The following is a 12,579-nucleotide window of genomic DNA, read 5'->3' on the forward strand; positions in this document are numbered from 1 at the left end:
CCACAACATGGCGGTGTGGCGGCCTACTTTTCCCAATCAGCAAGTTTCTGTTCGAGAGATTCCAGACGTGCGGCGACCTCATCGAGTCGTTGTTGAATCTTGTCGATGCGACTCTCGTTGGCAGCAGCTCCGGGGGCTGCCGCGGGGGGCGAAGTCGGCGCGGCGGCACTGGACTGTTTTTCAACTTTAGCCGCCAAGTGCTGTCGCTCGGTGGGTGTGTAGAGTGTGTGAGCAAACGTTTGACCGCGGCCCGGTGGCGTGATGGCAAACACAAGCCCTTTCTCGGCCAACGCATCGAGTTCGGCCTGCGTGGCGGCCAGATCAGCGAAGGGGTGCATGCGTGATGCCCGAGTGCGAATTTCGCCAACGGTTTGCGGGCCACGCAACATCAGCTCGGTCATGATCGACGCCCCGGGGCTATCGCAGTCAAACCATTCATAGGCGGCATGCCGATATTTCGTCACCCGGCCACTGCCTTGGATCTCACGGACCGCGCCGGCTTCGCGTAGTTCATCGAGAGCGAGTAACGCGTTATCCTCGCTGATGTTCATCTGGGGATCACGATTCGATTTCTGGTTGCTGCCCGTGACGATTGCCGCGAGGCTGAGCGGGTAGGAATCCGGAGTCGTTTTCGCCTTTTCAATTAACACACCGAGGCAACGACGCGCCGTCGCAGAGATCGGTTTGGCAAGTGGCTTGGCGTCGTGGTTGATTTCGTCGCTCATGACAGGCAGTGGGGAGGGCAGGTGGAGGAGGATCGAAAACGGGGGGCGAGCCGCCGCCGAATCTTATCATTTCAGCGGCGGATGCGTAGCCCAGCGGTGGGGCGGCCGAGGATCCCTCAGTCAATCACCACCGCGATCGGGGCACATCCCGCTTTCGCGTCTTGGGCAACGACGACACTCGGTGTGTCTTTACCAGCTTTCACGATGAAGCTCCGGCCCTTGGGAACACCTGGGGTAAACGTCTTGCCTTGGGCGCGAACGGTGTACAGCACTTCATTGTTGGCGGCATCGATCAACTGCACCACGGGGTTCTCAATATCGAAGGACAGTTCACCGAGCTTGCCCCAGGACGGCGGGTTGTAGTTATCAAACTGCGAGATCGTTCGTGGCCAACCGAGATACTGCTTCGCAGTCGGGTCGGTCACGTCGACGTTTCGGGGCCAGCATTCCATCACGATTTCGCGGGTTTTCGTATTGAATCGAACGATGCCAAACCCGGCCGCTCGTGTATTCAGGAGATTGCCAGCGGGTCGTTTTTCAGGATTGGCAGCGGCGTAGTTGGTGATCTTGTTTGCAAATCCGTCGAGCTGATCGCCGGTATATTCCGGCGCGCCGGGCTCGCGGTTTTCGCCGGGCTCGAGTGGTTCCCACCAACGCAGGTAGAGGTTGGCGATCGAGGGTACGCAAAACGACCAAACCGAGTCGCGGTACTCGTCGATGCCGTGATGAAAGAGTGTGGCTAAGTGCTGGTCACCTGCCAAGTGAAACGCGAACGCTTTACGAAGCCCGGCGAGGGCTCGATTACGCCCTGTTTGAGGCCAGCCATTGGAGTCCATGTCTGCGTGCAGACGCCCATTGGCGTCTCCATGAATGTGGGCCCCCCCACAGAAAATCGTTTGCGAAAGGGCGACTTTCATATCGGCATCACGCCAGTCCTGAGCCCACTCGTCAAGGAACTTCAATTGACGGTCACCGAGCAGGATAGCGCCTTCGACATCGACACTTGCGGGGTCATAGTCTGGATTGCGAATATGGTCGGGACGGGGGCCTTGCTTGGGCACTCGGCCGGCGGGACCGGTTTTGAATTTGCGATCTTCGAGAATCGCGAAATCGATATTGCCCCAATTCAAATTGGTGAAATAAACCCCAATGCCCTGATGGACCTTACGGGGATCAACGGGATCGGGAAGATGGCTGGTTTGGGCCCGTTCGACCTCTTTGACATAGACTGCGGGCTTGGAATATCCACCATCTGCGGCCCCGCTGAGAGTCGAGATCTTGCCGGATTCGCCCCACAGATTGGGCTGGCCGGCATCATGATCGTCGGGCAAACAAATCGTCGGACGATCTTTGATGATGTCACCAAAGTCGCGTCCAAATTTCAGCCAAGCGGCCAAGTGCCGGTTGTGGTCGTAGACTTGATCGCCGGAAAAGAACAGCACATCGGCGTCGACTTTGTTGACGTTGTCGATGAGGTCTTGGCGAGAGATGTCACCGCCATGGGCGGGCTGGATAGAGTTGCCCGTAAACCCCGCGACGACAATTTCGTCCTGATCGACTGGGTTCTTGCGAATGGTGCCCTCGTAGAACGCTTCGGTGCCATGTGCGACGCGATACCGTACTGATTTCGAATCATCCCAATTCTCCACACGAAAGGGGGCCGTCCAGCCGGGTTCGATCACGGTCGTTTGTGCCACTTCGGTCCATTGACCCTCTTTCTCAATCTCCAAACGGACGGTCGTTGAATCGCTCGGCGATAGTGGATAGAGCTGGGCGGTGAGCTTCAGGGTGTGGTCATGGACGGTGTACAGGGCAAAACAAATGAGATCCTTTTTAGCGACATCGGGGATACTCAGATCTGCACGCTGTCTTTGCCGGGAACGATTCTGCTGCGCAATAGCCGGGGGACAGGCGAGTAAAAGAGCCAAACAGCAAAGAGCGGTACGATTGAGTAAGTTCATGGTGTTTCCTACTGGAAAAATGATGCTGGATTCTGCGATCGATGAGTTCAAGCGGTGACTTCGTGGGACGGTGGCGTGGAATCGCTGACTGATCGCTGGCGACCCCACAGGATAACAAGATAGAGCGGAATGAGAAAATGCGGTGCCCGCAGAACGGCTTCCTGCAGGAATTGGTCAGCGCCCCAATAGTTCAAACTCAACGACATGCCCGCGAAAGGCCGCGCCACCGCGGTGAGAAATCCCCACACGACCGCGTACATCGCCGCCGGCCGCCGCAGGGGTGGAATGAACATCGCGATACAGACAACGAAGTCGAGGACACCGAAACAACGCAGCAGGATATTTGCCGTTTCGTACTCAACGCCGAGTGAAATGCAGATCATCCCATAAAACGTGCCAGGGGTCGGCCACCATCCGAGCGCATAGCTGCCGTGGCCCGCGAACGTCATGACCACTGCGAGAATCGCGGTGCCGACGGTGACCCGGTGACGAGCGCCCAGCGTGAGCGCCATCACCAGCAGGACCGGAGCGAGCATTTGCCCCCCATGCTCAATGAACATGGGCAGCTGAAACTGAGACTGGACATACTTCGCATAGCTCAAAATGACGAGCAACCCTCCGCCCCCGACCAGAGCCGCCATCTGGAAGTACGATCGAGCGCGTACGGTCAGTGTCAACACCATGCATGCGAGATAGAGCCAACCGATGCGCGCGATCCATTTTTGGAACCAGCCATCCTCGCTACCCGTTCCGACAAATTCGTCCCAACTGATGCCCCATCGATTCGCGAACTCGTACGTGCTGTCGTGCCAGAGCAAGATTCCGTAGGGCCCCTCCCAATAGAAGTGCACCCAGGTCCAGCCCGCGAAGCACAGGAAGGCCGACCAACGCAGCACAAAGACGAGGACTCGGTCGGGATCGCCGTGGTCCGGTGCACTCGGCCCAGCTGATTCCATTTCATTTACTTTCATCGATTGAGGCAGCGAAACAATAAAAACGCAGCGAATTCTAGGTAGCGGCCCTCGCCAGACGTTGCCACCGGCGTGCTTCCTGGTGCTACGGAGCGCGGCATCATCGTCGCTGCATCATAGTCGGTTTTTTAGCGCATCGGCCTCCGCGCCGTGGGCACTGAATTGCTATCATCACGGGTTTGGCCTATTGTCGCGATATTTCCGTGGTCGCCAGGGCTGGCGACGATAACGGCGTGTTTGCCAGGGAGATTTTTTGTTGAATACATTTTATACCGTCCTGATTATTTTCGCGGTCCTGATTGCGATCCTCGGATTCATCGCATGGAAATACCCACGGAGGTTCGTGCGAGCTGTCTTTCGCCCGTTCCTGGAGATGTTCTATCGCGGCCGAACCGTCGGATTGGAGAATCTGCCCACCGAAGGCGGCGTGATGGTCGTGAGCAACCATGTTTCGTGGATCGATGGGCTGTTGATCTTGTGGCTGCTGCCCCGCAATGTTCGCTTTGTCGTCGACGGCGGTAATTTCCACTCAGCACTGGCGAAGTACCTGTCGGGCGCGTTCGATACCATTCTGATGATGGGTGGTCCCAAAGCGATCGGGCGAGCTCTGCGGAGCGCCCGTGAGGGACTCAATAATGGTGACGTCGTCGGGATCTTTGCCGAAGGCACGATTACTCGGACCGGGCAACTGCAGGCGTTCAAACCGGGGATGACCAAGATCCTGCAGAAGACCACTGCGCAAGTCGTCCCGGTGTACATCGAGGGCATCTGGGGCAGCATCTTCAGTTTTTCGGGCGGATGTTTTTTCAAGAAATGGCCCACCCAATTTCGCCGCACGATCACGCTGTATGTGGGCGAACCACTCCCGCCCGAAACACCGATCTCGACGATCCGCACGCGTGTGCAAACCCTCGGTTCCAAGGCTCAGATTGACAATCGCCAGCAATTCCCTGTCTTAGCTCAACGCGTTCTGCGATGTTGGCGCCGCCGTGGAAAACGCATGCAAGCGGCGGACTCATTGGGTGTCGAAGCCAGCGGACGTGACCTGCTGATCCGCACACTGGCACTGCGTCGGTGTCTGGCCCGCGAAGTGTTCACCGCGGACGAGAAATTTGTCGGCGTCTTGCTACCACCCAGCGTCGGTGCGGTTGCCGTGAACGTTGCCTTGGCGGCCGACCGGCGGGTCAGTGCCAACCTGAACTACACCGTCAGCAGTGACGTGATGAATCACTGCATCCGGTCCACGGGCGTCAAACATGTGCTGACGAGCGATCGGTTCATGGAAAAACTCGACCTCGATTTGGATGCCGAAATCGTCTCGCTCGATGAACTTAAAAACAAAGTTTCGACCGCCGACAAAGTGATCGCGTTCCTCCAAGCAACGATTGTGCCTGGGTGGTTGCTCGATCGTATTCTCGGACTGCACAAAATCGCCAGTGATGATCTGCTCACCGTGATCTTCACGAGCGGTTCGACCGGGATGCCCAAAGGCGTGTTGCTATCCAATGCCAACGTCAGCCACAACGTTGACGCCGTGGGCCGCGCCGTGCGACTCAATCAAGACGATACCATCATCGGTGTTCTGCCGTTTTTCCATTCGTTCGGCTATGCCGTCACCCTGTGGGCCGCACAGACGCTTGGCCCCGCTGGCGTGTACCACTTCAATCCGCTCGATGCGAAACAGATCGGTAAACTCGTCGAGAAGTACAAAGCAACTGTGCTGTTGGCGACTCCCACATTCTTGCGAGGTTATTTGAAACGGGTGCCGCCGGAGCAGTTCCAGTCGCTCGACGTGGTCGTCGTGGGCGCCGAGAAGATGCCCTTGGATTTGTTCGATGCTTTCGAGCAGAAATTCGGCGTTCGCCCAGTCGAAGGGTACGGCATGACGGAGATGAGCCCATTGGTCAGCGTGAATATCCCCGTGTCGCGTTCGGTGGCCAAGTATCAACCCGACCGCATCGAAGGCAGCGTGGGTCGCCCCCTGCCGGGCATTTCCGCCAAAGTGATCTCACCCGATGACGCCCGCGAACTGGCCACGGGTGAAGATGGCTTGCTGATGGTCACCGGACCCAACGTGATGCGCGGCTACGCCGGCCAGGACGAGCTGACGAACAAGGCGATCGTTGACGGCTGGTACAGCACCGGCGATATCGCCCACATTGACGCCGATGGATTCCTGCACATTACCGGTCGGCTAAGTCGATTCTCGAAAATCGGCGGTGAGATGGTGCCCCACCTCAAAGTCGAAGAAGAGGCTGGCAAAATACTCAAAGAGAGTGAGGACGACGATCAGTTGCGTGCCTGTGTGACAGCGGTACCGGATGCCAAGAAGGGCGAGCGGTTGATTGTGCTGTACACCGAAACAGTGAAAACGGTCGATGAAATCCGTGTCGGCCTGCGGGCCGCTGGACTCGCCAACCTATTCATCCCCGGCAATGAGGGGTTCATCCAAGTCGACGAGATTCCTCTTTTGGGCACCGGCAAACTCGATCTCAAAGCCGCCAAAGACCTGGCGTTGGAACGAACCTCTGGAACTAAATGAATTTTGTGAGGACGGTCGCAATGGTGATCTGCAAAGTCGGTGCGGAGCAAATCAACGTAAACAGAGTCGACGTTTTTCGAGCTGCCATCGGCGAGTGGCGTCGGCTACTGGCCGGTATCGCCGAGCGGCTAGACAGTTGGAATGTTGTCCCATCACCGACCGTTGAGCTCAATTCAATCGTACGCTGGTACGAGAACGGGTTCCCGCCAGAGCCCATCGCTATCCCCACGAAAAGCTCTGAAGGAGCGCTCGATGCGAGCCATTGACCTGCTAGGGTTTGCCGCTGTGGCCCTGATCGTCGGCCTGGTGATCGGATACCGGATTGGCAAGGCCAAAGGAGCGGCCGCAGGCGACGCTCGTTGCCGTGACAGCGAGCATCGGTTGAAAGAAATGCAGAGCCAGATGAAGCAACTGCTAGGCGTTCCTGACGAGCACTGAGCGGGTAAACGCCCGCAAATGAATAGACCGAGTAGCTACATTCGCCAGAACGCGGGTCCTACTCAACGCCCGGGCAACGCCCGGGCAACGCCCGGGGCGATGCGGTCAAACGCAGCCCGAAGGGCACGCGTTTGACCGTGGATTCCTCAAATTTCTTATTTTCGGGTGCCTCGAAATGCGCTACCGGAAAACCGAATGCGTGCGAGGGACTAGATGCCGGCGTCGGTCGCTGGCAGCTTGTGAGCCTTGATCTTGGCGCCGAACGTTTCGCCGTCGGTGCTCTTGAGTTCGTTGGCCTTTTTGAAACCTTCGAGAATCTTGGCCTTGGCTTCTTCGGGATTGCTCTTGATGTATTCCTTGGGGAAATCTTCGGCCGTGAGATACTTCTTGACGGCTTTGCCGTACTCGTTCCGAACGTCTTCCTTCTTTTCGCCCTTGACGTGACAAATGTAGCAATTGGCCTTCTTGACGGCTTTCTTGAAGTCGTCAGGGGCCTCGGATTCCATCACCTGCCCCTTGAACTGCTTACCAAATTCACTGATCGCGAATGAGGGAGTGGTGAACAAGGCGACGAGTCCGAACATGAGAGCCAAACGTTTCATCGAGGTTTCCTGGGTTACTTAGGTGGGTTGAAAAAGGTAGGAGGGTGAGCAGCGGAGCCGATCACGCCACTATTAAAGTCACTTGGAGGGTGAAAAGTCAAACGCCGATCACCCGAACTGGAAGAAAGTCGCAATTTTTTCCGACCACTCGCTATGGTGAGTCGAGAACGCGTGAGTCCAAGACGGGTACCTGGAATGTTCGCTGCATCGGCAGTTTCGGCAAGCTCTTTTCACGAAATCCGGCAAATAAAGAGCCATCTTGGCGAAAATCTGCTGGAATCAGGTGGCTGATAGGGACCCCATCAGGCAGCGGTTCGGACCAGCGGACTACCCACCGTGGCGTTTCATCGTCTGCCCAGCTCGGCGAGTTCGCAATATCCGCTAGCGCGTTCATGGTCGTCGTCGCCGTTTGCCCGGTCTCGTCGCGGATCAGCAACAGGGGGTCGCTGAGGGTCGTGTCGGTTTCGTAGGCGTTGGACGCGCCTCGGATGCGCAGCCACGACTGGTCGCGGTCCTCGCGAGAAATACCGGTAATCTCTATCTGGGGGACGCCCCGATCGATCACAAACACGCTCTCTTCGGCTTGCCGTTCGATCGACACCGGGTAGGGCGTGCTGACACCTAACCGCATCAAGAGCAGCCCCCGAGGGATGTAGGCGGTGAGCCGCTGCAATGACAATCGAATGGAACCTGACTTGGGTTGGGGGCGGTAAACCGAGCCACCGGTTTCGATCATGCGGCGGGAAACGGCCAGCAGCCCGTTCTCCCATAGCAGCTGCAGTTCGGCGGCAACGTCCATTCGCAGCATCGAAATCTGGCCGCGGATGATCACATTGTAGAGCTCTAGAGAAACCAGCGGCATGGATTCCGCTAGTTCGCTCGCCGCACGCCCCCCGGCCTTGTCACCCGGCGACGTTGATTCGGGATCCGTCACGACGTTAAACGCATGAATGTCGTCACGGCGTGATGGGTTGTCGATCGTAATCGAGCTGTCCGTCAACCGAACTCGCCGATTATCGTTGAGAGCCAACATCGCGCCCCCGTCCGTCTCGCTGGCAGGAACGGTCCAATACATGTGAATATCGACTAATTCGAGCCGGTTGGATCCGACCGTCAACATATCGCTACGCTGCATGTCGACTTCACGGTTGGAGGTGAACACGATGGCCGTCCCCCCTGGCACCGACGAAGAGATCACTAAATCGTCCTCTGCGACCACCACCGGCTCGGTGGCCAGCATGGGTGTATCGATCTCGATCCGCTCCACGTGATACTGCTGAGCCAACTCCAACGCCGCCTGCAGCGTCGTCGTCAACGCGATCCCCTCGGCTTGGGCCTGGCGCGAGAGCATCAGAATCGACTCGGGGGCGACGATCCTGATTTGGTGCGGTGGATCCACCAGCGTGGCCCGTCCTGACTCAAGAGCATCGCGAGCGACCGAGACCGCGTCCTCCATCATTCCTGCCGCGTCAGGTTCACGACTCTGATTTTCGAGACCCACGAACGAGGGAATTCGCGGAGGCAGGGAAATCGTGTCCGCGGCTTCACCGATCGCTCCCGAGCCGATCGGCAGTGGAAAGTTACGCAGGCTCGGCGGGTCACTGGGAAAACGATTCAGACTTCGCGGGGTGACTTCCACACGCGGGGGCAACGGATTCGTGGTCGCCGCGACACTGGATTGCGACGAGGCTGAATCGACCGCGGGGGTCACGGGACCGGGATTGAGCATCGGCGAATATCGTTGCACAGCGATCGCTTGCCCGGTCGCCGCTCCGGCAGCGACGACGGGGAATGCCGAACCGGGCGACGCACTTCGCAAGACCTCTAATCCTGTTCGCGAATTGATCTCGGCAAGATTCGCGTCTCGCGCGACACCCGTGTCGGGCCGTGACATGTCGGTCTCTGACGAGGCCGGGGCCGGCACATTGCGACTCGACGCAGCCGAACTCTCTGATCCGGTCCCAGCACTGGCGGCAGGCGGCGAGGAAGCGGGCGAATTCGCCGCCGCATCAACCGACGCGGGTTCCAAGGTGAAGGGCTGCGCAATCGATGGCCGCGGCGGCGAAAACAGTGGTGGGCCGCCCGGTGGGTGGGTGACGCTCGAGTTCACCACAGAAACATTGACGGGAACGGATTCAAATGCCGAATCGGGAACCGTCGCGGCGACTTGCGAACTGAACTCACGCCGCTGCTGGGACGACAGAACTTCTAGGGCGAGTGCACTGCTCACCAACACGACGGCAGCGACCACCCATGGCAGATGCCGGAGCAATCGCCACACGAATGGGTTCTGCTCCGCCACGGTGACGACGTCCACGCCGCGGCTACGACGGAGGTTTTCACGTAACGCCAACTCCCGTAAATCGGCGATCAGTAATTGTGAATTCTGGTATCGCTGCTCGGGCTTCTTAGCCAACATTTTTCGCAGGATCGCTGCTAAATCATCGCTTGCGTCCTCACGATGCTCGCGAATATCCGGAATCGCTGCGTTGCCGTGATTGAGCAGCTTTTGCAACATCGTCCCACCGGGAAATGGGGGCGATCCGGTGAGCATGTAGTAGAACGTGCAGCCAAGTGAGTACAAATCGCTGCGGATATCGGCCAGCCTGGGGTCGTGTGCCTGCTCCGGCGAAATGTAATCGAACGTGCCCAGCGTCACGCCGCTCGCCGTCATGTCCTCACTGGTGTCAAAATTCTCCGAGCGAGCCAATCCCATGTCGACGAGCTTGATCGAACTCTCTTCGGTCACCACCACGTTGGAGGGCTTGATATCGCGATGCACGATCCCGCGGCGGGATGCGTGGCCAATCGCCTCGGCCACCTGGGCTGTGTAGAAAACGGCATCGTCGAGCGACAACGGACCGTTCTGGGTCACGATGTCGCGGATGTTGCGACCGTCGATGTATTCGAAAACGATGTAGTACCACGGCCCGTCATTGCCGACCTCGAACACCCGTGCGATCAACGGGTGATCCAGCTTCGCGGCGCTCTGGGCCTCATTGCGGAACCGCCGCTGCAGATCGGGATCCCCTTCTGCAAACGGTACGACTTTGACCGCCACGGTGCGTCCCAGGCGATCATCGACGGCGCGGAACACCGCCCCCATGCCGCCGCCGCCAATCTGTTCGAGCAGCTCGAAATGATTCAGTCGCTGGCCTTGCAGCTCCCGCGTCAACGAAGCCGGTGTGTGATGCGTCGGTCCCCGCAACGATCCGCTACCAGAACCTTCGGCGACCGATCGGCTCGACCCCATTCCACCGCCACTGGACGTCGTCTCCAACCGCGATGAGCCCCCGGACAATGCCCTGAGCGGATCTTGCCGAATGACCGTTTCGGCTGCCTCGAGCTGCTCCGCTGTCACCAAATCGTGATTCTCTGCGGACAGAACGTCTCCATTCGATGCCGAGCGATGCACCGTCGAGCCTTCAGGTCGGATTGCAGACGAGGGTTCCATGCAGCCGTGCATCGAGCGAGAGAAGAGAAAAGACGCGGTCCATCACCACCATGCAGCTTAGTTGGTCCATCAGATGATGGCAACAATTTTAGCTCTCGTTGACTATAGAACGCACAACATCGGCTGACGTTCTCGGCTATTTCTCATACCACTCGCTAATTGCGCCATTTCCTGCAATGAATGCCTTCCAGTGGCTCCTAAATCCACCGTCCAGTCATTGACGTACAAATCCACGTGCTGCATCAACACACGGTCATCCATGGATTGAGCGTACCTCCGCATCGCTGGCAACGCCGTCTCAGGTGATTCCCGAGCGATCGCTAAAGAGCGAGAAATCACTTGGCTCACCCGCCGCATCACCTCGGAACTATGCCGCTGGCGCATGACTAACCCACCCAGCGGCAGCGGGCATCCCGTCCGGCGCTCCCAAAGTTCCCCTAAATCGGCCACACGATGCAGCCCCGCCTCCTCGTAGGTGAACCGACCCTCATGAATACAGACACCAAAATCTGCCGTGCCGGCAACCAATCGGGGCATGATCTCCGAAAAAACCACGTGTTCGACCGGCGTCGTGTCGGGATAAAATAAATCGAACAACCATTTCGCCGTCGTGTGCTCGCCAGGGCACAGCGTCAGCGCGGGAGTCTCACCGGATCCGGGTTGACTCGGCGAGCAGTTCGGTTGGCTCGCCAGCAATAACGGCCCGACACCAAAACCGAGGGCGGAACCGACCGGCAGCACCACGACTTGGTCGCCCAACGACAGGGCCGCGTGGAAGCTCGTTTTCGCCAGATCGAATTGCCCAGCGATCAGGGCCCGATTGAGTTGATCGATATCGAGCAAGTCAATCTCGAAGGCGAACCCATCGGTATCGACCCGGCCCTCCAATAACGCAGCAAAGGCGAACGTATCGTTGGGGCAGGTCGAAATGCCAAGCCGCAGCCTCTGTCCGCTGTCGGCGAGAGTATCGGGCCCGACGCAAACCCGCTGCGCTGCCGGATCGCTCATTGGGGCGAGTCGGCCATGCCGAGGACGTCAAACATGTTGTACAAACCCGCTGGCATGGGTGCCCCGTCGTGCCCCCGGACCAGCCATTTGGCAGCCGCGAGTGCCCCGGCAGCGTAGCAATCGCGGTTGCTCGCGGCCACGTTCAGCTCAATCCGCTCCCCCAACATCCCGAACACGATCGTGTGCTCGCCTGGATTGTCACCAACCCGGATCGCGTGATAGCCGATTTCGTTTCGCGTCCGCTGACCGGTATGGCCCTCTCGCCCGTGCACATGCATGACGGGCTGCTCTTCCGCGATGGCCTCGCCGATCAACTCGCCAAACTTGAGCGCCGTGCCGCTCGGCGCGTCGGCTTTGAAGCGGTGATGGCGTTCGAGAATCTCAATGTCCACGCCACCGGCGACGTCACGCAGCGCCGTCGCGATCTGCTGCGCCACACGCATCGACAAATTCACCGCCAGCGACATGCTCGGTGCCCACACGATCGGAATCGAGCGAGCGGCGTCGGCCAGCGAGTTTTTCTGGGCTTCGCTGAGTCCCGTGGTGGCGACGACGAGCGGGCAGGTACTCGCCAAGCAGTGTTCCACGCAAGCATCGAGCGCTTCGGGAAGCGAGAAATCAATCACAACATCCGCGTCGCTGGGCCAGTCCGCCGAAATCGGCACGCCGACGCTACCGACACCCGCAACACTGCCGGCGTCCAAGCCTATTTTAGGATGCCCCGCATGATCGATTGCCGCCGTCACGACAAAATCCGCGTTGGACCTGTCGTTCGTATCCGACGCCAAAGCGACAACACGTTGTCCCATCCGTCCGGCAGCCCCGTGGACCGCAAGTTTGATTGTTTTGCTCATGCCACCAAATTTAACGCCAACCGC

The 12,579-nt window shown here is 58.7% G+C and carries 9 protein-coding genes; 2 read left to right on the forward strand and 7 right to left on the reverse strand.

Annotated elements, in window-relative coordinates; translation table 11 throughout:
* Positions 1-23: 23 nt before the first annotated feature.
* From SH410x_RS20770 to SH410x_RS20780, 3 genes are all read right to left on the reverse strand, one after another.
* Entirely contained in the window at positions 24-725 is a 702-nt protein-coding gene (locus SH410x_RS20770; protein WP_473670418.1) for a YceH family protein, read from the reverse strand.
* Between the two features lie 116 nt (positions 726-841).
* On the reverse strand, positions 842-2,686 hold the full coding sequence (locus SH410x_RS20775) for a hypothetical protein (RefSeq protein ID WP_473670419.1): 1,845 nt from the start codon (positions 2,684-2,686) through the stop codon (positions 842-844).
* 47 nt (positions 2,687-2,733) lie between these two features.
* Entirely contained in the window at positions 2,734-3,642 is a 909-nt protein-coding gene (locus SH410x_RS20780) for a hypothetical protein (protein ID WP_473670420.1), read from the reverse strand.
* 271 nt (positions 3,643-3,913) lie between these two features.
* Between SH410x_RS20780 and SH410x_RS20785 the strand changes: the two genes are divergently transcribed.
* Positions 3,914-6,199: an AMP-binding protein gene (locus SH410x_RS20785; RefSeq protein WP_473670421.1), complete on the forward strand. Its 2,286-nt coding sequence runs from the start codon at positions 3,914-3,916 to the stop codon at positions 6,197-6,199.
* A 252-nt stretch (positions 6,200-6,451) separates the two neighbouring features.
* A complete protein-coding gene (locus SH410x_RS20790) occupies positions 6,452-6,637 on the forward strand; it encodes a hypothetical protein (RefSeq protein WP_473670422.1) in 186 nt (61 codons plus the stop codon).
* A 209-nt stretch (positions 6,638-6,846) separates the two neighbouring features.
* On the opposite strand, the gene SH410x_RS20795 is transcribed toward SH410x_RS20790, so the two are convergent.
* The 4 genes from SH410x_RS20795 to dapB all read right to left on the reverse strand — a co-directional run bounded on the left by SH410x_RS20795 (position 6,847) and on the right by dapB (position 12,555).
* Positions 6,847-7,239 (reverse strand): hypothetical protein, encoded by a 393-nt coding sequence (locus SH410x_RS20795; RefSeq protein ID WP_473670423.1) that lies wholly within the window; start codon positions 7,237-7,239, stop codon positions 6,847-6,849.
* A 151-nt stretch (positions 7,240-7,390) separates the two neighbouring features.
* Positions 7,391-10,654 carry a serine/threonine-protein kinase gene (locus SH410x_RS20800; RefSeq protein WP_473670424.1) on the reverse strand — a complete coding sequence of 1,088 codons (3,264 nt, stop codon included), beginning with the start codon at positions 10,652-10,654 and terminating at the stop codon, positions 7,391-7,393.
* A 141-nt stretch (positions 10,655-10,795) separates the two neighbouring features.
* A complete protein-coding gene (locus tag SH410x_RS20805) occupies positions 10,796-11,701 on the reverse strand; it encodes a 1,4-dihydroxy-6-naphtoate synthase (RefSeq protein ID WP_473670425.1) in 906 nt (301 codons plus the stop codon).
* Positions 11,698-12,555, reverse strand: coding sequence for a 4-hydroxy-tetrahydrodipicolinate reductase (gene dapB, locus SH410x_RS20810; protein ID WP_473670426.1), 858 nt, complete (start codon positions 12,553-12,555; stop codon positions 11,698-11,700). The genes SH410x_RS20805 and dapB overlap by 4 nt, the downstream gene beginning before the upstream one ends.
* Between the last annotated feature and the right edge of the window lie 24 nt (positions 12,556-12,579).

It is taken from the genome of Rhodopirellula sp. SH410 (genome assembly GCF_055811895.1).

Coding starts and splice junctions, on each gene's coding strand:
- SH410x_RS20770 (WP_473670418.1), bottom strand. CDS start 725: ATGAGCGACGAAATCAACCACGACGCCAAGCCACTTGCCAAACCGATC.
- SH410x_RS20775 (WP_473670419.1), bottom strand. CDS start 2,686: ATGAACTTACTCAATCGTACCGCTCTTTGCTGTTTGGCTCTTTTACTC.
- SH410x_RS20780 (WP_473670420.1), bottom strand. CDS start 3,642: ATGGAATCAGCTGGGCCGAGTGCACCGGACCACGGCGATCCCGACCGA.
- SH410x_RS20790 (WP_473670422.1), top strand. CDS start 6,452: ATGCGAGCCATTGACCTGCTAGGGTTTGCCGCTGTGGCCCTGATCGTC.
- SH410x_RS20795 (WP_473670423.1), bottom strand. CDS start 7,239: ATGAAACGTTTGGCTCTCATGTTCGGACTCGTCGCCTTGTTCACCACT.
- SH410x_RS20805 (WP_473670425.1), bottom strand. CDS start 11,701: ATGAGCGATCCGGCAGCGCAGCGGGTTTGCGTCGGGCCCGATACTCTC.
- dapB (WP_473670426.1), bottom strand. CDS start 12,555: ATGAGCAAAACAATCAAACTTGCGGTCCACGGGGCTGCCGGACGGATG.